The sequence below is a fragment of the Mesorhizobium sp. NZP2234 genome, from assembly GCF_013170765.1.
In the GTDB taxonomy this organism is placed as follows: Bacteria; Pseudomonadota; Alphaproteobacteria; order Rhizobiales; family Rhizobiaceae; genus Mesorhizobium; species Mesorhizobium loti_D.
The window spans coordinates 1,515,340-1,537,757 of record NZ_CP033364.1 but is presented as its reverse complement, the minus strand read 5'-3'; the positions used below and the strand labels follow the sequence as shown (position 1 = coordinate 1,537,757).

The window sequence follows — 22,418 nt, the reverse complement described above, 5'->3', positions numbered from 1 at the left end:
ATGCCTCCAAACTGATTGCATTTTGCAATCAGTTGCACCATAATAAAACTGATACGATAATGCAACTGGTTTTATGGAGAGAATCGAATGAGCCTCGATCGCCGGTCCGGCTGCCCGATCAACCTGTCGCTGGAAGTGTTCGGCGACCGCTGGAGCCTGATCATCCTGCGTGACATGATTTTCGGCGGCAGGCGTCATTTTCGCGAGCTGCTCAACGGATCGATGGAAGGCATTGCCTCAAATATCCTCGCCGACCGGTTGAAGCGGTTGATGGAGCTTGGCATGCTGACCAAGGCCGACGACCCCTCGCACAAGCAGAAGGCGATCTACAGCCTGACCGAGATGGCCATCACGCTGGTGCCGATCCTCGCCCATCTTGGCGCCTGGGGGCGGGTCTGGCTGCCGACCAGCGAGGAACTCTCGATCCGCGCCGAGCTCCTGGAAAAGGGCGGACCGCCATTGTGGGAGAAATTCATGGACGAGTTGCGCCATGAGCATCTCGGCACGCCGCTCGACAAAGCGTCTGGCCCTTCTGTCCGCGCGACCCTGCAGGCCGCCTATGAAGCCGTGGTCGCCGGCAAGGCTCTCGGCGCCAGCCCGGCCGCGTGACCAACTATTTTCCCCGCTAAGAGGCCGGCTCTGCTAGAAGAAGCGGAAACCACAATTCACGGGATTGGATAAGGTCTTGGTTGAGAACTCTCGGGATGCCGCCCGCGCGCGCGCCGATTTGCGCTTCAAGAAGCAGGAAGAAGCGGCCACCGTCCGCCAGAAAGCGATGGCGGAATACGCCGCGGAGAGTGATGCCCGCAAGGCCAAGACCGACAAGTTGCGGGCGCTGCGGCTCGCCAAGGAAGCCGAAGACCTCGCCAACGCGCCGGCAGTGCCAGCCAAGAAGCCTGCGCGCGCCAAGAAGAAATAGCGCGCCGCTCTCCGGCGAACCGACGCTGCTCGGATACATCAGCTACACCATCCAGACAGCCCCGGCCTTCATTCCATCGCTTCGCAAGAAGCAATTTCAACCGAAACCGGGATTGCTTCGTGCGGCCGGCCCCCGATCATTGTCCTTTTCAAACAGGAGATTGCCATGACCGCACTGCCGCTCGAAAAAGCCCGTCAAATCATCGATGCCGCCTTCGCCAAGGGTGCCGATCTCAAGCTCAAGCCGCTGGGTGTCTCGGTGCTTGACGCCGGCGGCCATCTGGTCGCCTTCCAGCGTCAGGACGGCGCCTCGTTCCTGCGCCCGCAAATGTCGGCGGGCAAGGCTTATGGCGCACTGGCCATCGGCATGGGCTCACGTAAGGTCGAGGCCTTCGCCAAGGAGCGCCCCCATCTGGTCGCCGGCATTTCCGATGTGTCGGGCGGACGCGTACTTGCTGTGGTCGGCGGCGTGCTGATCCGCGACAAGGCCGGCACCATCATCGGCGCCGTCGGCATTTCCGGCGATACCTCGGACAATGACGAGGCCGCGGCCATAGCCGGCATCGAGGCGGCCGGCTTTACCGCCGACCCAGGCTGAGCGCCGGGGACGCGGCGGACGTTTCCGCCAACTGTCGGTACAAGCGCCCGTCAAACTTCCACGCTGAGACCTAGAGCATTTCACCGTTTCACGGAAACGGCAAACTGCTCTAACTCATTGTTTTAACGCAACTCCGGACGGAAAACCGTTTCACACTTTTCCTGGAATTGCTCTAGTTCAGGTTGATGTCCCGGCTCGCCGACCGTATCGACACCGCGAACCCGGCAAGCACATCGAACAGCGCGATGATCATCAGCGTGAAGAAGATGGAATGCGCCGCGCCCTTGACCAGCAGGAACTCGACCAGGAAGGCGACGAAGACCAGCGTCGACAGAAGGTGGTCCATGATCGAAGCGCCGGTCGTGCGCGCCGCCTTCACCATTTCGAGGAACAGGAAGATCAGCCCGAGCAGCACCATCAGGTCGCCAAGCGTCATCGAGAATACCCCACCCGACATCATGCGGAACGAGAAGATCTCACTCGCCCATGGATCGTCGCCGCCGCCGAATATACCCAGCAGGCCGAGATTATAGAGAATGAAAGGCACGATCAAAAGCGGGACGGCACCGAACATCTGGCGTCTCCAAAGGGGCACCTTCTGTAGAATGCGCCGCAGGCACGCCGTCAAGATTTTTCGTGCGCAGCCGCAAACACGGTCGAAGACCGGATGAAACAAGCATGTCAGCCGGTTGCCCGGCTGACATGGAGCAAACGAGAGATAAAAGGCTCAGCGCTTGAAGTAGCCGGCACGCACGGCGGCGCCGATGACGTTGAGGACGATATGGCCGGCCGTCATCGAGGTGATCTCGTTGACATCGCGCGCCGGCGCGATCTCGACGATATCCATGCCGACGAGACGGCCCTTGCCGACCAGCCCCTTGATCAGTTCGATCGTCTGGCGGTAGCTGATACCGCCCGGCTGCGGGCCCTCCACCGCTGGCATGACCGCAGGGTCAAGTCCGTCGGCGTCGATGGTAAGGTAGTAGCGGCCGCCGTCCGGAATGCGCTTGAGCAGCGCGGCGGTGCCGATATCCTGCCATTCGTCGGTGGTGATGATGTTGGCGCCGTAGGCGCGGGCCGCCTCCACCTCCTCGGTGCGCGCACTGCCCTGGCCGCGAATGCCGACCTGGAAGATATCCTTGATATGCGCCATCTCCGAGGCCCGCCGGATGGTGCTGGAATAACCTTCCTTGACGCCGTTGACATTGTCGCGCCAGTCGAGATGGGCATCGAGCTGCACCAGCGTGATCGGGCCTTCGCCGTCGAGCGCCCGGAAGATCGGGATCGGAATGCCGTGGTCGCCGCCGATGGTGATCGGCAGTGCGCCGGCGGCGAGGACCTTGCGGATCGCCGCCTCGGCCCTGCCGTAGTGCCCGACATGATCGGCGGCATTGCCCGGCACGTCACCGACATCGACCACCTTGATGTCCTGGCCGGCGAAGACCGGCCCGCCAATGTCGAAATCATAGCGGTCGAGCGCCTGGCTGATGCGCTGCGAGGCGCGCCGTACCGCCGTCGGCGCGTTGGTCTGGTCGTTGATCAGCTCGTCGATCGTGTAGGGATCGCCATAGGGCATGCCTATGATGGCGACATCGGCCTTGAGCGTGTCGAGATCCTCGACCAGCGGGAAGTTCAGGAATGTCTGGAAGACATCGCGCGGCGCGGTGGTGAGTTTGGACATGGGGTCTCCTCTGTGTTGAAGGCTTTTTGGATCAGGCGCCACGGCGGGCTGCGAGATGGGGCTGCAGCCTGTGCTCCAGGCTGCGCGAGATTGCCGCGACAAGGGCGGTCAGCCCCCAATACAGCAATGCGATGGCGGTGAAGATCTCCACCGGCGAGAAGGTACGGCCGATGATGTTCTGGGCCATGTAGGTGAGTTCTGGCACGGTGATCGCCGACAGGATCGCCGATTCCTTGATCAGTGTGATGGTGAGGTTGGTGGCCGCCGGCAGGATGTAGCCGAGCACCTGCGGCACCAGGATCTTGCGGAAGATGGTGAGGTAGCGCAGGCCAAGCGCATAGCCGGCCTCGACCTGGCCAAATGAGATGGACTGGATCGCGCCCCTGATGATCTCGGCGGAATAAGCGCTGGCATAGGCCGACAGAGCACCGATCGAAACCACCACCGGCGAGAGCCGGACGCCGAACATCGGCAAGGCGTAGAACAAAAGGAAAATCTGGATCAGGAACGGAATGTTGCGGAAGATCTCGACATAGGCCGACACGATTGCCGCCGGCAGCCCTCCGCCCCTCAGCCTCACCAGCGCCAGCAAGATGCCGAGCGCGAAGCCGAATGGCAGCGACACGGCGCACATCAGCACCGTATTGCCAAAGCCCTTGGCCAGGATCTGCCAGTTGTCCGCGATGACGGCGAAATCGAACGTCATGCGCGCGCGCCTTCCGCCTTGCGCTCCAGATGCCGGGTCAAAAGGCTGCAGGAAAACAGCACGATGAAATACAGCACCGCCGCGATGCAGAACGCCTCGACCGGCCGGTAGGTAACGTTCATGATGTTCTGCGTGGTGCGGGTCAGCTCGACCACGGCGATCACCGACAGGATGGACGAGGCCTTCACCAGCATGGTGAACTCGTTGACCATCGGCGGGATGATGGACCTGAACAGCTGCGGCATGATGATCTTGAACCAGGTCACCACGGGTTTCAGGCCGAGCGCCTTGGCCGCTTCATACTGGCCGGAGGGAATGCGCGTCAGCCCGGCGCGCAGGATCTCGGCGACGAAGGCCGCGCTGTTGAAGCTGAGCGCCAGCACGCCCGCCAGGAGCGGCGGCAGATCGATGCCGACCAGCCCCGGCAGCACGTAGTAAACGACGAAGATCTGCACGATCAGCGGCGTGCCGCGGATGAAGCTGGTGTAGAGCGCGCCGATCCAGCGAACCAGGCGCCAGCGCGACCGGCCGCAGGCCAGCAGGCCGAAGCCGATCAGCGTGCCGGCCAGGAACCCCAGCGCCGAGACGCCGAGCGTGATGCCCGCGCCGGTCAGGAATTGCGGCAGAAAGGTCAGCGTTTTTGAAAAATGGAACATTTTTCAGCTCGAACGGAGAGGCACCGTCCGGCGTCGGCGCGGGCGATAGCCGCGGCAGCGCATCGCCTGCGCCACGCCAGACAAGTTCAGGGGAAACGATTCAGAGCGCGCCGGGTGGCAGATAGCCCTGGTCTGGCGTCTTCATCTCGAAACCGAACCATTTCAGCTGCAGCTCCTTCAGCTTGCCGCTGTCCTTCAGCTCGCCGATCTTGGTGTTGATGAATTCGCGCAGGTCCTTGTCCTCCGGCCGCACGACCCAGGACAGGTAGGAGAATTCGCCGATCGAGCCGACGACCTTGTAGGTATCGGGGACGTTCTTCATCAGCACCGCCGCCGAAGGCGAGGCAATGACAATGGCATCAACCTGGCCGGAGGCGAGAGCGACATGGGTTTCGGGGAAGGAGGTGAACAGCTTCAGTTCGCCGACACCCTTGCCGCCCTTGTCCTTGAGTTCCTTGTCATAGGCCTCGATGATCGGCTGCACGGACGAGGCAAGCTGCGTTGCCACCACCATGCCGCTGATGTCTTCCGGCTTCTTGATGCGCTCCTCATCGGCGCGCACCACGATGACGTTCTCGAACGAGCCCGTCGGCCTCGTGTAGGCATATTTCGCCGCCCGCTCGGCATTGATTCCGGTCGAGGTCGCCATCAGGTCGAACTTTTTCGCCAGCAGGCCCGGCAGCAGCCCCTGGAATGGCAGGTTGAGCTGGTCGAGCTTCACACCGAGCTGGCTCACCACATAATCGAGGATGTCCTTGTTGTAGCCGACGATCTGGCCGTCGCGGACGAACTCGAACGGCTCGAAGGCCGCCTCGGTACCGACCACGATGGTGCCGCGCTGCTTGATCTGGTCGACAAGCCCGTCGGCATGAGCGGCGGATGCGAAGGACAGGAAGAGCGGCGCGGCGGCAAGCAGGGACAGGACGCGGCGGCGCGATGCGGAAAGGAACTCACCCATTGTTACCCTCTTTTTTCTTCGGTTTTGCTGCGCTGGTAGGCCCGGCCCGAGTGCTTGAACACACGGCCGATCATGTAGCTCTCGGAATCCTTGATCCCGGGAACGTTCGCCAGTTCACTGACCAGGAAGTCATGCAGGCTGGTCGTTGATGGCAAAGTGAGTTGGATGATGATGTCGAACGGCCCGGTCATGGCGTAGACGCTGTCGACGAACGAATATTCCGACAGTTTCCGGGCGACGCTGATGATGTGCTCGCGATCGACATCGAACCCGACAATGGCGGCGATGCCGACATCGCTGCGCAAGGGGCGCACGACCGCCTGGATGCAGATATCCGGATCCTCGAGCACGCGCGCCATTTTCCGCCGCACCGTCGCTTCGGTGACGCCGATGCGCTTGGCGATATCGACGCTCGACATCCGCCCGTCGACCTTGAGTTGGGAAAGCACCGCCTGTTCGGTGTCGTCGAGATCACTCGTGCTGACGAAATCCCACATGTAATTCCCCATTGATGTCGATTTCCGACTATAATTTTGAAAATTACATAAGAAACCGCCAATGACAATCCCACCCGCGCCGAAAAACACCGAGAGAAGGCCCCTCGATGGTCGGATGAGATGCTGGAAGCTGGGCTTGGCTTTGAGGGAAGTAGCGTCGATGGGCATCAGCCGGGGAGGATCGCGCGGCGCGCGGGTATCCGACGCGCTTGGGCACAGCCCCGTCGAAGGCAGCCTCAAGGCCTTGTCGGTATTCTGGAGTGGGGACGATGGCCCGGGCGTCGGCTCTGCTTGTTAAGTTCCGCCAAACGCAAAAAGACCGGCCAGAGGCCGGTCCTTTGTAACTCAAACCTTCAAAAAAGCTGGTCTCAGCTTTCCTTGGGGGTCAGCACCTGGCGACCGCGATACATGCCGGTCTTCAGGTCGATATGGTGCGGGCGGCGCATCTCGCCGGAATTCTTGTCCTCGACATAGGTCGGGGCCTTGAGGGCGTCGGCCGAGCGGCGCATGCCGCGCTTGGACGGAGAGGTTTTGCGTTTCGGAACGGCCATGGATATGCTCCACTACATGGTCAAAAGCCCCGCCCGCCCTCGTGAAAGGGCCATGTCGGGCCTAAATCTGAGAAAGTCGGGTGCCTATACACGCCTGACACTGTTTTGGCCAGCACTACAGTGAATTTTTTTGAGCTGGCTATTCCAGACAGCCGACATAGGCGCCTGAACGGCCGGCACGCCGCTCGATCAGATTGGCGAGTCTTCTCAGGCCCGGCCCGGGTTTTGCCGGATTGCGGGCGATCGGATTGGGCAGCGTGACGGCCAGAAGCGCTGCCTGCCGTCTGGACAGCTGTTTTGCCGGAATGCCGAAATGGTGCTGCGCCGCCGCCTCGATGCCATAGATGCCGGGGCCCCATTCGGCGATGTTGAGGTAGATCTCCATGATCCGCCGTTTCGACATCACCGCGTCGAAATAGACGGCCAGCGGCAGTTCGACGACCTTGCGCACCGAACCCAGCGGCCTCGACCACAGGAACAGGTTCTTCACTGTCTGCATGGTGATGGTCGAGGCGCCGCGCGTCGCCTCGCCGGCCAGCGCATCGTCGACGACCCCTCTGAGTTCGCCCAGATCGACGCCGCGGTGGAAGCAGAACTGGCCGTCCTCCGACATGATGACGGAATGGGCCAGCACCGGCGCGACATCGTCGATCGAGACCCAACGCCGGTCATAGCCGGAGAAGGTCGTCAGATCCTTCAGCATCAGCGTCGACACCGGATGCACGAAGGACGGCAGGTAGAGAAAGGTCAGCACTATCGGGATCAGCGCTAGCACTGCGGCCGCGATGAGGCCGCGCCGGACCCAGCGCCTGAGACTGCGGCGGTTCACGCCGCGCGATCTCGTCGCCATGTCCAGCTTTTCGGTTTCATGATCGACGATCGGTTCCGCCAAGCCGCCCAACCCGTGCCAGAGAGATCGTTTTGAAACTCGCTCCTGTGCATCACATGACGGTGTTTTCGAGAACCGGAGCGGAGCGTACATTCGGGTACGCAAGCACAGGAAGCGCGGAAAACGCCATCAAATGACCGCAGGAGGAGAGTTTCCAAACGGGCTCATACCGCTCCGGCATAATGGCGCTTGCCTTCTTGCGCAACGTCTGAGTGTCGGCTACCGCTCCCGGCCATGACGAATGACGACGAAATGGCGTTCGAAATGGCGCTTATCCGGCGGGCAGCCGCCATCGAGGTGCTGCTGCGGCGGCTGCTCGACGATCGCCCGCTTTCGGGCGAGATCGCGCGGCCCGATCGTCTGATGGCCGCGATGCGCCATGGCGTGCTGAACGGCGGCAAGCGCCTGCGGCCGTTCCTGGTCATGGAAAGTGCCGCCCTGTTTTCGGCCGATGGCGAAGCGGCGCTGCGTGTCGCGGCGGCGCTCGAATGCGTGCACTGCTATTCGCTGATCCATGACGACCTGCCGGCGATGGACGACGATGATCTGCGCCGCGGCCAGCCGACCGTGCACAAGGCCTTCGACGAGGCGACAGCCATCCTGGCCGGCGACGCCTTGCTGACGCTGGCCTTCGACATCATCGCTGGCGAGGCGACCCTGTTGCCGGCCGAGCGGCGGGCCGCCCTGGTGCTGGCGCTTGCCCGCGCCGCCGGTGCCGGCGGCATGGTCGGCGGCCAGAAACTCGACCTCGAGGCCGAACAGGCAGCGCCCGACGAGGCCGGCATCATCCGGCTGCAGGCGATGAAGACCGGCGCGCTGATCCGCTTCGCCTGCGAGGCGGGTGCCATCATCGCCGGCGCGCCGGCGGAGGATCGCGAACGGCTCGCCGAATTCGGCTCGGCGATCGGCCTCGCCTTCCAGCTTGCCGACGACCTGCTCGATTTGACGGCCGACGCCAGCCAGATGGGCAAGGCGACCGGCAAGGACGCCGCCGCCGGCAAGGCAACCCTCGTGGCGCTGCATGGTGTGAACTGGGCGCGCAGTCAGTTGCATGGTCTTGTTGGCCAGGCGCACGCGCTGCTTGACCCCTATGGCGACAAGGCGGCGCTGCTGAAGGAAGCCGCGACCTTCGTCGCGACGCGCAACAGCTGACGGCAGGCCCGATATCGGCGGTGCGTGGCGAGAGGCAAATGGGAGATCAGCTTCGATGTCGTCCAATCTGTTCGATCTCAGCGGGCGCCGGGCGCTCGTAACCGGCTCGTCGCAAGGCATCGGGTTCGCTCTGGCCAAGGGCCTGGCGCAAGCCGGAGCAAGCGTGATCCTCAACGGCCGTGACGCCGCGAAACTCGGCGCGGCGGCGGCGCAGATCGCTGCGGCGGAAACGCTCGCCTTCGACGCGACCGATCATGACGCGGTCCGCGCGGCGATTGACAATTTCGAACTGTCCGACGGGCCGATCGACATATTGGTCAACAATGCCGGGATGCAGTTCCGCACACCGCTTGAAGATTTCCCCGCCGATGCGTTCGAGCGCATGCTGCAGACCAACGTCGCCAGCGTCTTCCATGTCGGTCAGGCAGTCGCACGCCACATGATCAGGCGAGGCCGCGGCAAGATCATCAACATCGCCAGCGTGCAGACAGCCCTCGCCCGCCCTGGCATCGCGCCCTACACGGCGACGAAAGGCGCGGTCGGCAACCTGACCAAGGGCATGGCGACCGACTGGGCCAAACACGGCCTGCAATGCAACGCCATCGCGCCCGGCTATTTCGACACGCCGCTCAATGCGGCCCTTGTCGCCGATCCGGCCTTCAGCGCCTGGCTTGAAAAGCGCACCCCGGCCGGCCGCTGGGGCAAGGTCGAGGAACTGGTCGGGGCCTGCGTGTTCCTGGCCTCCGATGCCTCGTCCTTTGTCAACGGTCATATCCTTTATGTCGACGGCGGCATCACCGCATCGATCTGATCCGTCACGATGCCTCATGCAGGAGCAATGGCGCCGGCCGCGCGAACGAAATCTTAATGTAAATGAAGCGTAATCCCGGTCGTTAAAATAATGCGTATGTGTTGGGGTTGCGCATGCCGGAATATTCTTCCTTCATCCGGTTTGTCCGGATCCGCTACCTTTCAGGACTGCTGATTTTCGCGCTGGCTTCCATGGCCATCATGATTGCGCTCGACCGTGTCAATTCCTTCCGCCATGACATCGATGCGCTGAGCAGCAACCTCGTCGTCTTCACCCGCGACCTGCGCAACGCGACCAGCTTCGCCGAGACGACCGGGTCCGCCTGGCGCAACGAAACGCGCGATGCGCTGACCGCTTCGGCGCGTGATCATTCCGAACGCCTGACCCGCGAGATCGACACACTGACCGCCCAGCTCGCCGCGATACGTCCGCGCCTGTCGGCCAAGACCATCAACGAACTCGAAGCCTCTTCCGTCAACGGGGATCTGTTCTGGTCGCCGCGCGACATGGTGCGCAACCTCAACCTGATGTCGGTGGCGCAAAAAGCCGATGAATGGCGCTACCGGGAAATCCGCAACCAGAACGACCTGTTTGTGCAGCCGATGCTGGTACGTGTCCGCACCACGATGGATGACGAGCGCCATCTGGCCGACGCTTCCAGCGACCGGCTGCTGCTGTGGGCGAGCGGCCTGTTGTTCGGCGTCCTGGCCATCGTCGCCTTCTGGATCTTCCGGCCGATGGAGCAGGCGATCCGCCGCGCCTTTGCCCAATCGGCCGAATCCCTGTTCAAGGCCGAGGCCGCCGACCGTGCCAAGTCCGAATTCCTGGCCAATATGAGCCACGAGATCCGCACGCCGATGAACGGCGTGCTCGGCATGGCCGAGTTGCTTGCCAAGACCGAATTGACCGCGCGCCAGAAGACCTTCACCGACGTCATCGTCAAATCGGGCAATGCGCTGCTCACCATCATCAACGACATCCTCGATTTCTCCAAGATCAATGCCGGACAGCTCACCCTGGACCCTGCCCCGTTCCGTCTCTCCGAAGCGGTCGAGGATGTGGCGACGCTGGTTTCGGCCCGTGTCGCCGAAAAGAACCTCGAACTGATCGTGCGCGTCGATCCGCGCCTGCCGGCCCATGTCGTCGGCGACGCCGGGCGGTTCCGGCAGATTGTCACCAATCTGGTCGGCAATGCGGTGAAATTCACGGAGAAGGGCCATGTGCTGATCGATGTCGGCGGCGAAACGGTCAACGATGTCGTCCAGCTCAAGCTGCGCGTCGAGGATACCGGCATCGGCATCCCGGCCGAGAAACTGCAGAACGTGTTCGAGAAATTCGCGCAGGTCGACGGGTCCTCGACTCGCCGCCACGAAGGCACCGGCCTGGGGCTTGCCATCGCCGCGCGCCTCGTCGACCTGATGGCCGGCAAGATCGGCGTCGAGAGCGAGATCGGGCGCGGTTCCGTCTTCTGGTTCGCGGTGCCGCTGCCCGTGCATCATGCCGAGGCGCGCGACGCGGTCGTGCCGGTCGACGTCACCGGCGCGCGCGTGCTGGTCATCGACGACAATCCCGTCAACCGCGAGATCCTGCTCGAGCAGCTCAGAAGCTGGAGCTTCGACTGCGCGGCAGCCGAAAGCGGCGCCGTGGGGCTCGCCTTCCTCGATCGCGCCTGCCAGTTGGGCGCCAGCGTCGACTGCATCATCCTCGACTACCAGATGCCCGGCATGAACGGCGGCGATGTCGCCCGCGCCATCGCCGCCGACAGCCGGCTGTCCGCCATCCCGATCGTTATCCTGACCTCCGTCGATCAGGTCGATTTCGGCAAGATGATCATCGACTTCGGCATATCGGCGCATCTGACCAAGCCGGCGCGCTCGGCGATCCTGCTCGGCACGGTCATCTCTGTTATCCAGAAGGCCCGCTCGCAGGCCGGCAAGGCGCATTTCGTTCGCGAGCCGGTCCAGATGCCGCAGCCGGCTCCGCCTGCCTTCACGGTCATCCGTGGCCCAGCCGTTCCGGCCGTGACAGTACCGGAATCGGCCACCGCGCCGAACGGCCCGATCGACATCCTCATCGCCGAGGACAATGAGGTGAACCAGCTGGTGTTCGGCCAGATCCTCAACGGACTCGGCCTCAGCTACCGCATCGCCGGCAACGGCCGCACGGCGGTCGAGATGTACAGGTCGCTGCATCCGAAACTGATCCTGATGGACGTCTCGATGCCCGAGATGAACGGCTACGAGGCAACCCGCGCCATCCGCGCGATCGAGGCCTCGTCGGGCAGCCACATCCCGATCGTCGGCGTCACCGCGCACGCGCTGAAGGGCGATCGCGACAAATGCATCGAGGCCGGCATGGACGACTATCTGCCGAAGCCCGTTTCGCCCGATCGCCTTGGCGCCAAGATCGGCACATGGCTCAGTGAAACAGTGGTGGCCAAGACCGCCTGATCCAGGTCACGGCGCCAGGCGGGCCGCGTCAAGGCGATAGCGGCGCATCCAGTCGAGGCTTGTCTCGTCAGCGAGCTTTGCGACGCCCGGCCGGATGTCGTCCGCATTCGGAGGCTGAACGCCGAGAGCATCGCATATGCTCAGCAACGCCGCCGCCGGATCGGCGGATAGACGCTCATAGCCAACCCGCAGCGGCGTTATGCCTTGCGCTGCGAACCAGACGTTCCAGGCCGCGTCATAGGCTTCGAGTTCGTCAAGCTCCCCTTTGATGCGCTCGAAATCATATTGGGGGTCTTGCGCCGGTGCGACCCGTTCGATCTCGGTGCCGTCAGGCGCGATGTGCCAAAGACCGGTCTGCTGTGCCTTGATCAGCGAGATCGCCTGCGCGAGCTTGTTCTCCCGCGACAGATGTATGTAGAGAATGCGGCCAAAAGCTCTTTCGAAACGCGCCCTGTCCGACGCCAGCCCTGGGAAAATCCGGTCGAGAATCGCCGAAAGCTCATCCAGGTTTTCGCGCATCAGGCGCAGGCCGAAAATCTCGGTGCCGCCCCTGCCGGCGGTGATTGCCGCATCGACATAGGCGACATCGAATTCAAGCTCGCCCATCGTGTCGCGGCCGGGCAGTCTCCACTCCTCGGCCCACTCCGGCACGTCCTGCCGCCGATAGAATGAGTGCGGATCGCCTGATGTCCCGGTGGATGCCAGGAGCTTGCACAGCAAAGTGCTGCCGGTTCTCGGCGTGCCGCAGATGATATAGGCGTCGAACATCCCGTTGCCCTTGTCGTTTCACAGGCAGGGCAAGCCCGGCCGATCCATCGGCGCCTATAGTCGAAATTGTTGCTGGATGCGACGGGCGCATTCCAGCGGGGTGAGATGGCTGGTGTCGACCTCGAGATCGTAGACTATGCCCGCGTGCACGCGCCCATATTGCCAGCGCGCCAGGCCCGGCCGTCTGGGCTTCGCGGGCTTCCAGGACCTCCAGCGGCGCCATGACGCCAACCCGATGGAGATCGAAGGCCGACAGCAGTTCGACATATTCAGGCATTTCGCCATTGCACAGCACATCGTCGACGATCAGGTTGTTGCCTTGCCCGGCCATGGCGGCGACGGCGTGGCGCATGCCGCGCAAGGCACGCGCTCCCGTCGGTCCGGTCCTGATCACGACCGACGTCTGGCCGCCTTGCCGGATGGTCTCATAGGAAAAGCCGTCGGCATGGTCCTGCAAGGCATCGGGCAGCATCTCGATGAAGGTGTCCATCTGGACATGCAGGAACGGTTCGGCGGTTATTGTCTGCAACGCCCTGGCGATCGAACTTTTGCCGGCACTGCCGACGCCATTGAGCAGGACGATCCTGGCATTCATGTTCGATTCTCTTTCAAGCATCGAGCCGGCTTCAGCCTTTAACGGTTGCGCACCACCACGCAGGCCCCGCCGACGCTCTGCAGTTTCTGGCAAATGACATTGGCGGCGGCGCGGTCGTCGATTCCGATCCTGACCGCGTAGATGCCGCGCCGGCCGATCGGCGTGCGCACCCGGCTCACCACCGGATCATGGCCGGCAAGCAGGGCCGGAAACCGGCTCCTCACCCGCAGCCACTGGCTGATCGCGGCACTGCGGCGGAAATTGCCGGCCACCTGGACGCCCCACGGCTTGACGTTGATCGAGGCCATCGCCACGGTCTGGGACATGATCACCGGCAGCTTGCGGCAGGCGACGGCAAAATCCGTCTTGGCGTCGAGCGGCGCGACCTGTCCGGCATAGGCGGGGTCGGTGAACTTGTCGACCGGCTCGCCCATGATGTCGAAGACATAGCTCTCGGTCTCCATCGGCAGGAAACCGCCCGAACCCAGCCAGCGCGACACCCGGCTTTCGCCGGCATTGTAGGCGGCGGCCGCCAGGCCAAGATTGCCGTAGCTGGTCTTCATTTCGGCGAGATACTTCGCCGATGCCGGGATCGCCTGGTTGATGTCGAAGGAATTTTCGAGCCCCCGCATCTTGGCGGTGCCCGGCATGAACTGGGCGATGCCCTCGGCGCCGACGGGGCTGACGGCGTTGGGGTCGAAACGGCTTTCCTTCCAGATCAGCCGGGCGAAGAAATCCCGGGGCAGGCCGTTCTGGTCGGCATGGGCCTGGATCAAATTGCAGACCTTGTCGATCAACCGCTGCTTGGCCGATTGCGGCGGATCGGCCTGGGCAAGCGTTGACCAGGCCACACTGCACAGGACTATCAGCGCCACCCGGGGGAAACGCCGCATCTGGCCTACTCTGCCGCGGCCTTGCCGCTGCGACCGAACCGTTGCTCGATGTAGTCGGCGACCATTTTCTCGAAATCCGCCGCGATCGCTGGCCCGCGGAGCGTCGCCGCTTTCTTGCCGTCGACGAAGACAGGCGCCGTCGGCGTCTCGCCGGTGCCGGGCAGCGAAATGCCGATATCGGCATGCTTGGATTCGCCCGGGCCGTTGACGATGCAGCCCATCACCGCGACCTTGAGGTTCTCGACACCCGGATATTTTTCGCGCCAAACCGGCATGTTCTTGCGCAGATCCGCCTGGATATTCTGGGCGAGTTCCTGGAACACGGTGGATGTCGTGCGGCCGCAGCCAGGGCAAGCGGCGACGATCGGCACGAACTGCCGGAAGCCCATCGTCTGCAGCAATTCCTGCGACACCTGCACCTCGCGCGTGCGGTCGCCATTCGGCTCGGGCGTCAGCGAGATGCGGATGGTGTCGCCAATGCCTTGCTGCAGGAGGATGCCCATCGCCGCCGACGAGGCGACGATGCCTTTCGACCCCATGCCGGCCTCGGTGAGGCCCAGATGCAGCGCATGGTCGGAGCGGGTGGCGAGTTCCGTATAGACGGCGATCAGGTCCTGTACGCCGCTGACCTTGGCGGACAGGATGATCTTATCGCGGCCGAGGCCGATCTCTTCGGCCATCTCGGCCGACAGGATCGCCGACTGCACGATCGCCTCGCGCGTCACCTCCTGCGCCGTCAGCGGAAAACCCTTGTCCTGATTGTCATCCATCAGTCGGGTCAGGAGTTCCTGGTCGAGCGAGCCCCAATTGACGCCGATGCGCACGGGCTTGTCGTGCTTGATCGCCATCTCGACGATATCGGTGAACTGCCGGTCCTTCTTGTCCTTGAAGCCGACATTGCCCGGATTGATGCGGTATTTGGCCAGCGCCTCGGCGCAGGCCGGATGATCGGCGAGCAACTTGTGGCCGATATAGTGGAAGTCGCCGACCAGCGGCACATTGATGCCGAGCCGCTGGAGCCGTTCATGAATGCGCGGCACGGCGGCCGCGCTCTCGTCGCGGTCGACGGTGATGCGCACGATCTCGGAACCGGCGCGGTGCAGTGCTGCAACCTGCGCGACCGTCTGGTCGATATCGGCGGTGTCGGTGTTGGTCATCGACTGCACGACAACCGGAGCGCCGCCGCCGACGACCACGCCGCCGACATCGACGCCGACCGAGGTGCGGCGAGGGAAGGGAAAGGAAAAATATCCGGTCATGCCGGCAGCCTTTTGTCTCTGAAGTCCCGTGCGTCCGCTCGGACGCACAAGCACTCCCCGGGGCCGATGCGCTGAAGTCCGGGCATGAGGTGGAGGAGCAAAGATGGCTTGTCAATGGCGACAGGTCGCCACTGGCCCCGAAATAGCCCGCAAGCAGTTTCCAGGCGCCGGAGTTTTGACCCGGTCGCTCGCGTTGACGGCCGCATACCTTCGCGATTGGCGGAGATGTTTCACACTTCGTCATCCACGGGCGGAGCAAGGAGCGTAGCGACGCGGCGCAGACCCCTGGAGCTGCTCCGCAGCCCAAGGGATCCATGCCGCGACTTCCGAGCGCCGCAACGGCGCAGAATAATGCTCCGCTGCACTCCTCGGCCAAGGTCACGGAATGGATCCCAGGGTCTCCGCGACGGAGCTTCGCTCCTGCTTCGCCCTGGGATGACGAAGTTGAGAAGGCTTCGGCCTAATATGATTTTTATGATGGCCGCCCGGAGCGGAAAACAAAACCCACTACACCGGCGGCGGCTGCCGCCGGCAAGCAAGACCGCATAGTGGCGGCTATGTCAGTCGGGCATCAATGCGTGGTTGGTTGCGCTTTCAGTTTCTCAATCGCATCCTTGAGTGCCAGCTTGCGTCGCTTGAGATTCACGATTTCGAGGTCGTCCACCGACGGGTGGTTCATCGCGTCATCGATTTCGCGTTCGATGTCGCCGTGTTTCCGCTGCAACTCATCAAGATGGGATGCAAGAGACATGATTGGTTCTCCCTTTCATGGTTTCCTCGATTGCAGCCGCCAAGGCGCGTCCACCGCAGGTCGCTTCTGTGACGGCACAATGACACTTTGCCACCTTCCGACAGTGATGTCGAATGCTGCGTGGTAGCATTCCACGGCAATGTGAAATGTGATATGGGCTGCGCGCCGGTGGCAGAAAGTGCCGCCCCCGCCCAACAAGGCCCAGTTTTGGGCGCCGCAGTGCAGACGGTAGAGAATGTCCGATCAGGAACAGGCCGATATTCGCCTCGAATTTTCCCGGCTGAAGCAGGAACACGCCGATTTTGACGCGGCGATCAACGCGATGATCGCCACCAATTGCGACCCGCTGCAGATCCAGCGCATGAAAAAGAAGAAGCTGGCGCTGAAGGACCGGCTGATGAAGCTGGAAGACAAGATCATTCCCGACATCATCGCTTGAGCCGCGGGCCGCGCGATCCTCGTCACGTTTCGCCTATCCGGCGATGGAGAGCCTGCCGGCGCGTTCGCGCAGCAGGCCGATGAGACTTTCGGTCCGCTCCTCGGTCGTATCGATCGGAACCACAAGGCACATCGTCGCCTCGACCTTGCCCGGCGCTGAAAAGACCGGCACGGCGAGACATTTGGTGTAGGCGTCGACGAGCCCCGAGGTGACGCAGTAGCCGGTGACCCGCGCCTTGGCGATGTCGGCGATGAAATCATCCAGCCGCAGCTTGCGGCCATCGGGCAGCACGAGATCGTCCTGCGACACCATGTCCTCGATCGCGGCCCGCTCCAGCCCCGCCAGAAGCAGCCGCCCCGAAGCGGTCCAGGGCAACGGTATCTGCAGGCCGGTGGCCGAGCTGATGCGGAACGGCCTGGTGCCGGGACTGGAGTGGACGATGGTATAGCGGCCACTCTGCAGCATGCACAGTTCCGAGGTTTCCCCGGTCTCCCGCGACAGATGGTCGACCTCCTGGCGCCCTCGCCGCAGCAGGTCATTGCCGCGCACATAGTCCATTCCATAGAGATAGAGCTTCTTGCCGAAATAGACGCGGTTGCCGTCGCCGGCCATTTCCAGCAGGCCCGCGTCGACCAGCGAGCGCACCAGCGTGTAGGTCGTCGAGCGCGGCGCGTTCACCCCCTTGGCAAGGTCGCCGATGCCGATCGCGCGCTGCGTCGTGTGCAGGAAGTCCAGGATCTCGAGCACTCGGTTGAGGCCCTTTTCGCGGGAAGCCGTCGTCTTTTCGTCGGCCGAAACGGCCAAGGCATTGCCATCTTGCATTGTCGATTCCTGGTGTTAGTATCTGTCTTGTACAGGATACATGCGTCTCTTGTAAGAGACAATTTTCTTGAAATCACCGACGTGTGTCTTGCCTGTGCATGGGGAACACAACACGAAAGGAGGTCGCCGTGAACGACACATCCGGAAGACGTGATTTTCTGAAATTGGGAATGGCTGGACTGGCCACCGCCGGCGTGCTGGCAACCGTAGATGCCCAGAAGGCCGCGGCCCAGGCCGCGTCCGACAGCCTGCTGCGCACCGTGCTCGACCGCGGCAAGCTGATCGTCGGCACCGGCAGCACCAACGCGCCCTGGCATTTCGAGAACGATGCCGGCGAACTGGTCGGCATGGACATCACCATGGGCCGCATCCTGGCCAAGGGCCTGTTCGACGATCCGACCAAGGTCGAGTTCGTCATGCAGGATCCGGCGCAGCGCATCCCCAACGTCACCACCAACAAGGTCGACATCACCATCCAATTCATGACGATGACGGCGCAGCGCTCGCAGCTGATCAACTTCACCCGGCCGTACTATGTCGAAGGCGTTGCCCTGCTGACGCTTCCCACCGCCGAGAACAAGACCTTCGACAAGCTGCTTGCCGGCGGTTCGGCGACGCGCATCTCCATCCTGCAGAATGTCGACGCCGAAAGCTCCGTGCACTACGCCCTTCCGCAGGCGCAGGTGCTACAGATCGACACCCAGGCCAACGTGCTGCAGGCGCTGGAATCCAAGCGCGCCGATGCAGCCGCCGTCGATCTGTCGACCGTGCGCTGGCTCGCCTCGCGCAATCCGGACAAATATTTCGACGCCGGCAAGAGCTGGTATTCGATGCTCTACGGCGCCGCGCTTCGGCAAGGCGACCTCGACTGGCTGACCTTCGTCAACCAGACCTTCACCATTGCCATGTTCGGCCATGAATCGGCGCTCTATGACGCCGCCTTCAAGGACTATTTCGGCCAGGAGCCGCCGGCGCGTCATCCGGGTTTCCCGGTCATCTGACCCAGCAGGCGGAAGGGGCATTCCGCGCCCTTCCGCCTGCTTCCTCCGACGCCCTTCACACCGAGGCGGACGCATGGGCTATGCCCTCAATTTCAATCTGATCTGGCGGCATTTCGACAAATTGTGGGGCGGTCTGCTGCTCAGCCTCGAGCTTGCCGTGATCTCGATCGCCATCGGCGTCGTCATCGGGCTGGTGCTCGCGGTCTGGTACGTTTCGGCCGGGCGGGTGGTGCGCGCGATCATCGCAGCCTATGTCGAATTCATCCGCAACGTGCCGCTGATCCTGCTGGTCTACCTTGTCTTCTACGGCCTGCCCACCGTGGTCGACCTGGCCTACAGCGCGCCGACCTCGTTTGTCCTGACGTTGTCGGTCTATAGCGGCGCCTATCTGGTCGAGGTGTTTCGCTCAGGGCTAGAGGCTGTCCCGCGCGGTCAACTCGATGCCGGCAAGGCCATCGGCCTGACACCCTGGCAAAGGCTCATCCATGTGCGCCTGCCGACCATGCTGCGCATCACGCTGCCGGCGCTGTCCAACACCTTCATCTCGCTGTTCAAGGACACTTCGATCGCCTCAGTCATCTCGGTGCCCGAACTCACCTTCGGCGCCCAGTGGATCAACTTCAACACCTTCCGCATCGTCGAGGTCTATCTGGTGACGACGGCGATGTATCTGGTGACCGGCTACGCCTTGCTTTTTGCGCTCAGGCTGGTCGAGCGCCGGTTCAGGGCGGCGCGCTGACATGCTGAGCCAGATCCTCTACGCTCTGCCTTTCCTCGCCAAAGGCTTCGCCCTGACCCTTTGGGTATCGCTTCTGGTCGTGGTCCTGTCGCTCATCGCCGGCGTCCTGCTGGGTGTCGCCCTGGTCTATGGTCCCGCCCCGTTGCGCTGGGCGGTGCGCATCTTCTCGGACACCATTCGTGGCATTCCGATCCTGGTGCTGATGTTCTTCGTCTATTACGGCCTGCCCGCCATCGGACTTCATCTGCCGTCGTTCTGGGCGGCGGTGCTGGCGCTGACCCTGTTCAAGACGGCGCAGGTCATCGAATATCTCAGGGGCGCGGTCGCCTCGATTCCGAAGGGACAGTCCGAGGCTGCAATGGCGATCGGGCTGACCTTCAGCCAGCGGCTGACCTACGTCATCTTCCCGCAGGCCTTCAGGCGCTTCCTGCCGCCGTGGATCAACGGCGTCACCGACGCGGTCAAGGGCAGCGCGCTGGTCTCGCTGCTCGGCATCACCGATTTGATGCAGGCCATCAACCAGGTCATCGGCCGCACCTATGAGGCGATGCCGCTCTATATCCTCGGCGCGCTGATCTATTTCGCGGTCAACTATGCGCTCTCGCTCGCCAGCCGGCGGCTCGAGCGGCGCTTCTCCTTCATTCGGGAATAGCAAGATGTCCGATGCCACAAGCGCCAATCCGGCACTGCTCGAAGTGCGCGATGTCTCGAAGGCTTTCGGCGCCGTCGAGGTGCTGCGTTCCGTCAGCCTTCAGGTGAAGCGTGGCGAGGTGGTCACCGTGATCGGCCCCTCGGGCAGCGGCAAGACCACGCTGTTGCGCTGTGTCAATTTCCTCGAAAGCTACGATAGCGGCTCGATCCGTATCGACGGCAAGGAGGTCGGCTATCGCGAGGCCGGAACGCGCCAGCGCCGCAGCGAGCGCGACTTGGCCGCGATGCGCGCCGAGACTGGCATGGTCTTCCAGAGCTTCAACCTGTTTCCGCACCTGACAGCGGCCGGCAACATCATGCTGGGCTTGACCAAGGTGCGGGGGAAGAGCCAGGCCGAGGCGCGACAAACCGCCGAACACTGGCTCGGCCGCGTCGGCCTCGCCCACAAGGCCGACAGCCTGCCGGCGGAGCTTTCCGGCGGCCAGCAGCAGCGCGTCGGCATCGCGCGCGCCGTGGCGATGGAGCCGAAGATCCTGTTGCTCGACGAGATCACCTCGGCACTCGATCCCGAACTGGTTGGCGAGGTGCTGGCCGTGGTGCGCAGCCTCGCCGAGGACGGCATGACGATGCTGATGGTGACGCACGAAATGGCCTTTGCCCGCGACGCCTCGAGCCGCATCGTCTTCATGGCCGATGGCGGCGTCAGTGCTGTTGGTCCGCCCAAGGAGATCCTCGCGGCGGAGACCAGCAACGAGCGCCTCCGCACCTTCCTGGCGCGCTTCCGCGCCTCGCATTTCTGACATCGGACGGCAGACGCCGTCTCATTCTTGAATATCGGATGGCTGAAGCCAACCAAGGGAGCCTTCTTCCATGACGCCTTACATCCGGCTCGCCGAACTTGGCCTGACGCTGCCCGAGCCGCCAACCCCGATCGCCAACTTCGTCACCCATGCCGAGAGCGGGCGGCTGATCTTCCTGTCCGGCCAGGGGCCGCTGCGCGCCGACGGCACGCTCTGCACCGGCAAGGTCGGCGAGGATGTGACCGTCGAGCAGGCCTACGGGCATGCGCGCCTGACGGGGCTCAATCTGCTCGCCGTCATGCATGCCGCCGCCGGCGATCTCGGCCGCATCGTGCGCGTCGTCAAGCTGCTCGGCTTCGTCAACGCGACGCCGACCTTCAGCGACCACCCCAAGGTGATGAATGGCTGTTCCGATCTGTTCGCCGATGTCTTTGACAAGATCGGCGGCCATGCCCGCTCGGCCATCGGCGTCGGCTCGCTGCCTGGAAACATCACTGTCGAAATCGAAGCGGTCATCGAGATCGCCGCCTGATCTGCCACCCACAGGATCCGCTCACATGAAAACCACTTCCTCCACCGGCTCCAACACCACCATCCGCGAACGGCTGGGCTTGAGGCCAATCATCAACGTCTCGGGCACCATGACCGCGCTTGGCGCGTCGATCATCGTCCCGGAAGCGATCCGCGCCATGGCTGAAATGGCCTCGCAATGGGTGGAGATGGACGATCTGCAGCGCGCCGCGAGCACCGTCGTCGCACGCCTCACTGGCGGCGAGGCCGGCTTCATCACCGCCTGCTGCGCCAGCGGCATCACCATGGCGATCGCCGGCGCGATGACGGGAACCAACCTGCTGGCCATCGAGCGTCTGCCCGATGATACCGGCGACCTCAAGTCGGAGGTCGTCATCCAGCTTGGCCACATCGTCAACTACGGCGCACCGATCGACCAGTCGGTCCGCGTCGCCGGCGCCAAGGTGGTGCCCGCTGGCACGGTCAGCGTGACGCAAGACTATCATGTGCGCGAAGCGATCAACGAACGCACGGCGGCGGGCCTTTATGTCGTCGCCCACCACACCGTGCAGTACGGCATGCTGTCGCTGGAGGAGTTCTGCGAAATCTGCCACGCCAAGGGCGTGCCGGTGATCGTCGATGCCGCGTCCGAATACGATCTGCGCGGTTTTCTGGCGCGCGGCGCCGACGTCGTCATCTACAGCGGCCACAAGTTCCTGAGCGGGCCGACCAGCGGCATCGTCACCGGCCGCAAGGATCTGGTGCGGGCCGCCTATCTGCAGAACCGCGGCGTGGCGCGGGCCATGAAGGTCGGCAAGGAAAGCATCGCCGGCACCATGGCCGCGCTGGAAGCCTGGGAGACGCGCGACCACGACGGCATCCGCCGGCGCGAGGAGGCCGCTCTCAATCTCTGGAAGGATGCTTTGCAGGGGATAACAGGCATCTTTGCGAAGATCATTCCAGATCCAACAGCCAATCCGCTCGACCGGCTGCAGATCTTCGTATCGCCCGAGAGCCGCTTTACCGCCGCCGGGCTCACCTCGGCGCTTGCCTCGGGCTCGCCGCCGATCATTGTGCGCAACCACGAGATCGAGCGCGGCCATTTCTTCCTCGACCCCTGCAATCTGCATCCCGGCGAGGCCGAGATCGTCGGCGAACGCCTGCGCGCCATACTGACCGCGAAGGACCGTCCCGCCGATGCGATGAAAGCCGCCCGCAAGGATTCCTCCGGCGTCTTGCGCTGGCCGGATTAAGCACCAGGCCGACCAAAAATTCCAGAAGCGCCGGCTGATCACGCGACTGTGAACAGCCGGATTTATGCGC

26 protein-coding genes and 1 pseudogene are annotated in these 22,418 nt (G+C 63.3%); 13 read left to right on the top strand and 14 right to left on the bottom strand.

All coding sequences use genetic code 11. From position 1 onward, the window contains the following. The first annotated feature begins 87 nt into the window (after positions 1-87). From EB230_RS07505 to EB230_RS07495, 3 genes are all read left to right on the top strand, one after another. Entirely contained in the window at positions 88-609 is a 522-nt protein-coding gene (locus EB230_RS07505; protein ID WP_056575665.1) for a helix-turn-helix domain-containing protein, read from the top strand. 76 nt (positions 610-685) lie between these two features. Continuing rightward, entirely contained in the window at positions 686-919 is a 234-nt protein-coding gene (locus tag EB230_RS07500) for a hypothetical protein (RefSeq protein WP_056576497.1), read from the top strand. Between the two features lie 165 nt (positions 920-1,084). Beyond that, positions 1,085-1,516: a heme-binding protein gene (locus EB230_RS07495; RefSeq protein WP_056575662.1), complete on the top strand. Its 432-nt coding sequence runs from the start codon at positions 1,085-1,087 to the stop codon at positions 1,514-1,516. A gap of 172 nt (positions 1,517-1,688) precedes the next feature. On the opposite strand, the gene EB230_RS07490 is transcribed toward EB230_RS07495, so the two are convergent. From EB230_RS07490 to EB230_RS07455, 8 genes are all read right to left on the bottom strand, one after another. Beyond that, the gene (locus EB230_RS07490; RefSeq protein WP_056575660.1) at positions 1,689-2,090 is read right to left on the bottom strand and encodes a hypothetical protein; all 402 of its coding nucleotides are present in this window, start codon (positions 2,088-2,090) and stop codon (positions 1,689-1,691) included. A gap of 153 nt (positions 2,091-2,243) precedes the next feature. Next, positions 2,244-3,197, bottom strand: a complete 954-nt coding sequence (locus EB230_RS07485) for an agmatinase (RefSeq protein ID WP_056575656.1) — start codon at positions 3,195-3,197, stop codon at positions 2,244-2,246. Positions 3,198-3,228: 31 nt separating this feature from the next. Next, positions 3,229-3,903, bottom strand: a complete 675-nt coding sequence (locus EB230_RS07480) for an amino acid ABC transporter permease (RefSeq protein WP_056575651.1) — start codon at positions 3,901-3,903, stop codon at positions 3,229-3,231. After that, positions 3,900-4,559: an amino acid ABC transporter permease gene (locus EB230_RS07475; protein ID WP_056575648.1), complete on the bottom strand. Its 660-nt coding sequence runs from the start codon at positions 4,557-4,559 to the stop codon at positions 3,900-3,902. Before EB230_RS07475 ends, EB230_RS07480 begins: the two co-directional genes overlap by 4 nt. A 100-nt stretch (positions 4,560-4,659) precedes the next feature. Continuing rightward, positions 4,660-5,517 carry a transporter substrate-binding domain-containing protein gene (locus EB230_RS07470; RefSeq protein WP_056575646.1) on the bottom strand — a complete coding sequence of 286 codons (858 nt, stop codon included), beginning with the start codon at positions 5,515-5,517 and terminating at the stop codon, positions 4,660-4,662. Between the two features lie 2 nt (positions 5,518-5,519). Then, entirely contained in the window at positions 5,520-6,182 is a 663-nt protein-coding gene (locus tag EB230_RS07465; protein ID WP_081295018.1) for an Lrp/AsnC family transcriptional regulator, read from the bottom strand. A gap of 200 nt (positions 6,183-6,382) precedes the next feature. Next, positions 6,383-6,565 carry a 50S ribosomal protein L32 gene (gene rpmF / locus EB230_RS07460; protein WP_008834724.1) on the bottom strand — a complete coding sequence of 61 codons (183 nt, stop codon included), beginning with the start codon at positions 6,563-6,565 and terminating at the stop codon, positions 6,383-6,385. A gap of 139 nt (positions 6,566-6,704) precedes the next feature. Next, positions 6,705-7,466: a transglycosylase domain-containing protein gene (locus EB230_RS07455; protein WP_056575639.1), complete on the bottom strand. Its 762-nt coding sequence runs from the start codon at positions 7,464-7,466 to the stop codon at positions 6,705-6,707. A 240-nt stretch (positions 7,467-7,706) separates the two neighbouring features. On the opposite strand from EB230_RS07455, the gene EB230_RS07450 reads away from it, so the two are divergent. The 3 genes from EB230_RS07450 (at position 7,707) to EB230_RS07440 (ending at position 11,867) form a co-directional block, all read left to right on the top strand. After that, positions 7,707-8,606: a polyprenyl synthetase family protein gene (locus tag EB230_RS07450; protein WP_244494135.1), complete on the top strand. Its 900-nt coding sequence runs from the start codon at positions 7,707-7,709 to the stop codon at positions 8,604-8,606. 55 nt (positions 8,607-8,661) lie between these two features. After that, the gene (locus tag EB230_RS07445; protein WP_056575633.1) at positions 8,662-9,417 is read left to right on the top strand and encodes an SDR family oxidoreductase; all 756 of its coding nucleotides are present in this window, start codon (positions 8,662-8,664) and stop codon (positions 9,415-9,417) included. 113 nt (positions 9,418-9,530) lie between these two features. Then, entirely contained in the window at positions 9,531-11,867 is a 2,337-nt protein-coding gene (locus EB230_RS07440; RefSeq protein ID WP_056575630.1) for a response regulator, read from the top strand. 6 nt (positions 11,868-11,873) lie between these two features. Here EB230_RS07440 and EB230_RS07435 read toward each other — a convergent pair whose 3' ends face one another. The 5 genes and pseudogenes from EB230_RS07435 to EB230_RS07415 all read right to left on the bottom strand — a co-directional run bounded on the left by EB230_RS07435 (position 11,874) and on the right by EB230_RS07415 (position 16,133). Further along, positions 11,874-12,635, bottom strand: coding sequence for a Stf0 family sulfotransferase (locus EB230_RS07435; protein WP_056575628.1), 762 nt, complete (start codon positions 12,633-12,635; stop codon positions 11,874-11,876). Positions 12,636-12,689: 54 nt separating this feature from the next. Next, a pseudogene (locus EB230_RS07430) lies at positions 12,690-13,230 on the bottom strand (chloramphenicol phosphotransferase). 38 nt (positions 13,231-13,268) lie between these two features. Continuing rightward, the gene (locus EB230_RS07425) at positions 13,269-14,123 is read right to left on the bottom strand and encodes a lytic transglycosylase domain-containing protein (protein ID WP_056575621.1); all 855 of its coding nucleotides are present in this window, start codon (positions 14,121-14,123) and stop codon (positions 13,269-13,271) included. A 5-nt stretch (positions 14,124-14,128) separates the two neighbouring features. Further along, complete coding sequence (gene ispG, locus EB230_RS07420; protein WP_056575618.1) at positions 14,129-15,382, bottom strand: flavodoxin-dependent (E)-4-hydroxy-3-methylbut-2-enyl-diphosphate synthase; 1,254 nt, start codon at positions 15,380-15,382, stop codon at positions 14,129-14,131. 571 nt (positions 15,383-15,953) lie between these two features. After that, the gene (locus tag EB230_RS07415; protein WP_010911953.1) at positions 15,954-16,133 is read right to left on the bottom strand and encodes a YdcH family protein; all 180 of its coding nucleotides are present in this window, start codon (positions 16,131-16,133) and stop codon (positions 15,954-15,956) included. Positions 16,134-16,368: 235 nt separating this feature from the next. Between EB230_RS07415 and EB230_RS07410 the strand changes: the two genes are divergently transcribed. Next, positions 16,369-16,572 (top strand): YdcH family protein, encoded by a 204-nt coding sequence (locus EB230_RS07410; protein WP_010911954.1) that lies wholly within the window; start codon positions 16,369-16,371, stop codon positions 16,570-16,572. 33 nt (positions 16,573-16,605) lie between these two features. Here the strand turns inward: EB230_RS07410 and EB230_RS07405 are convergent, their stop codons facing one another. Next, complete coding sequence (locus EB230_RS07405) at positions 16,606-17,394, bottom strand: IclR family transcriptional regulator (RefSeq protein WP_056575615.1); 789 nt, start codon at positions 17,392-17,394, stop codon at positions 16,606-16,608. A gap of 170 nt (positions 17,395-17,564) precedes the next feature. On the opposite strand from EB230_RS07405, the gene EB230_RS07400 reads away from it, so the two are divergent. The 6 genes from EB230_RS07400 to EB230_RS07375 all read left to right on the top strand — a co-directional run bounded on the left by EB230_RS07400 (position 17,565) and on the right by EB230_RS07375 (position 22,348). Next, entirely contained in the window at positions 17,565-18,395 is an 831-nt protein-coding gene (locus tag EB230_RS07400; RefSeq protein ID WP_171883346.1) for a transporter substrate-binding domain-containing protein, read from the top strand. Positions 18,396-18,468: 73 nt separating this feature from the next. Further along, positions 18,469-19,134: an amino acid ABC transporter permease gene (locus EB230_RS07395; RefSeq protein WP_056575612.1), complete on the top strand. Its 666-nt coding sequence runs from the start codon at positions 18,469-18,471 to the stop codon at positions 19,132-19,134. Between the two features lies 1 nt (position 19,135). Next, entirely contained in the window at positions 19,136-19,786 is a 651-nt protein-coding gene (locus EB230_RS07390; protein ID WP_056575609.1) for an amino acid ABC transporter permease, read from the top strand. A 4-nt stretch (positions 19,787-19,790) separates the two neighbouring features. After that, positions 19,791-20,585 carry an amino acid ABC transporter ATP-binding protein gene (locus tag EB230_RS07385; protein WP_056575605.1) on the top strand — a complete coding sequence of 265 codons (795 nt, stop codon included), beginning with the start codon at positions 19,791-19,793 and terminating at the stop codon, positions 20,583-20,585. 70 nt (positions 20,586-20,655) lie between these two features. After that, a complete protein-coding gene (locus EB230_RS07380) occupies positions 20,656-21,117 on the top strand; it encodes a RidA family protein (protein ID WP_056575602.1) in 462 nt (153 codons plus the stop codon). A gap of 25 nt (positions 21,118-21,142) precedes the next feature. Beyond that, on the top strand, positions 21,143-22,348 hold the full coding sequence (locus tag EB230_RS07375; RefSeq protein ID WP_056575599.1) for an aminotransferase class V-fold PLP-dependent enzyme: 1,206 nt from the start codon (positions 21,143-21,145) through the stop codon (positions 22,346-22,348). Positions 22,349-22,418: the final 70 nt, after the last annotated feature.

Excerpts from the sequence above, each read along its gene's own strand:
- EB230_RS07435 (WP_056575628.1), bottom strand. The coding sequence starts at position 12,635 with ATGTTCGACGCCTATATCATCTGCGGCACGCCGAGAACCGGCAGCACT.
- EB230_RS07490 (WP_056575660.1), bottom strand. The coding sequence starts at position 2,090 with ATGTTCGGTGCCGTCCCGCTTTTGATCGTGCCTTTCATTCTCTATAAT.
- EB230_RS07405 (WP_056575615.1), bottom strand. The coding sequence starts at position 17,394 with ATGCAAGATGGCAATGCCTTGGCCGTTTCGGCCGACGAAAAGACGACG.
- EB230_RS07415 (WP_010911953.1), bottom strand. The coding sequence starts at position 16,133 with ATGTCTCTTGCATCCCATCTTGATGAGTTGCAGCGGAAACACGGCGAC.
- EB230_RS07505 (WP_056575665.1), top strand. The coding sequence starts at position 88 with ATGAGCCTCGATCGCCGGTCCGGCTGCCCGATCAACCTGTCGCTGGAA.
- EB230_RS07485 (WP_056575656.1), bottom strand. The coding sequence starts at position 3,197 with ATGTCCAAACTCACCACCGCGCCGCGCGATGTCTTCCAGACATTCCTG.
- EB230_RS07470 (WP_056575646.1), bottom strand. The coding sequence starts at position 5,517 with ATGGGTGAGTTCCTTTCCGCATCGCGCCGCCGCGTCCTGTCCCTGCTT.
- ispG (WP_056575618.1), bottom strand. The coding sequence starts at position 15,382 with ATGACCGGATATTTTTCCTTTCCCTTCCCTCGCCGCACCTCGGTCGGC.
- EB230_RS07400 (WP_171883346.1), top strand. The coding sequence starts at position 17,565 with ATGGCTGGACTGGCCACCGCCGGCGTGCTGGCAACCGTAGATGCCCAG.
- rpmF (WP_008834724.1), bottom strand. The coding sequence starts at position 6,565 with ATGGCCGTTCCGAAACGCAAAACCTCTCCGTCCAAGCGCGGCATGCGC.
- EB230_RS07390 (WP_056575609.1), top strand. The coding sequence starts at position 19,136 with ATGCTGAGCCAGATCCTCTACGCTCTGCCTTTCCTCGCCAAAGGCTTC.
- EB230_RS07395 (WP_056575612.1), top strand. The coding sequence starts at position 18,469 with ATGGGCTATGCCCTCAATTTCAATCTGATCTGGCGGCATTTCGACAAA.
- EB230_RS07495 (WP_056575662.1), top strand. The coding sequence starts at position 1,085 with ATGACCGCACTGCCGCTCGAAAAAGCCCGTCAAATCATCGATGCCGCC.
- EB230_RS07465 (WP_081295018.1), bottom strand. The coding sequence starts at position 6,182 with ATGCCCATCGACGCTACTTCCCTCAAAGCCAAGCCCAGCTTCCAGCAT.
- EB230_RS07425 (WP_056575621.1), bottom strand. The coding sequence starts at position 14,123 with ATGCGGCGTTTCCCCCGGGTGGCGCTGATAGTCCTGTGCAGTGTGGCC.
- EB230_RS07380 (WP_056575602.1), top strand. The coding sequence starts at position 20,656 with ATGACGCCTTACATCCGGCTCGCCGAACTTGGCCTGACGCTGCCCGAG.
- EB230_RS07450 (WP_244494135.1), top strand. The coding sequence starts at position 7,707 with ATGGCGTTCGAAATGGCGCTTATCCGGCGGGCAGCCGCCATCGAGGTG.
- EB230_RS07475 (WP_056575648.1), bottom strand. The coding sequence starts at position 4,559 with ATGTTCCATTTTTCAAAAACGCTGACCTTTCTGCCGCAATTCCTGACC.
- EB230_RS07480 (WP_056575651.1), bottom strand. The coding sequence starts at position 3,903 with ATGACGTTCGATTTCGCCGTCATCGCGGACAACTGGCAGATCCTGGCC.
- EB230_RS07445 (WP_056575633.1), top strand. The coding sequence starts at position 8,662 with ATGTCGTCCAATCTGTTCGATCTCAGCGGGCGCCGGGCGCTCGTAACC.
- EB230_RS07375 (WP_056575599.1), top strand. The coding sequence starts at position 21,143 with ATGAAAACCACTTCCTCCACCGGCTCCAACACCACCATCCGCGAACGG.
- EB230_RS07385 (WP_056575605.1), top strand. The coding sequence starts at position 19,791 with ATGTCCGATGCCACAAGCGCCAATCCGGCACTGCTCGAAGTGCGCGAT.
- EB230_RS07410 (WP_010911954.1), top strand. The coding sequence starts at position 16,369 with ATGTCCGATCAGGAACAGGCCGATATTCGCCTCGAATTTTCCCGGCTG.
- EB230_RS07440 (WP_056575630.1), top strand. The coding sequence starts at position 9,531 with ATGCCGGAATATTCTTCCTTCATCCGGTTTGTCCGGATCCGCTACCTT.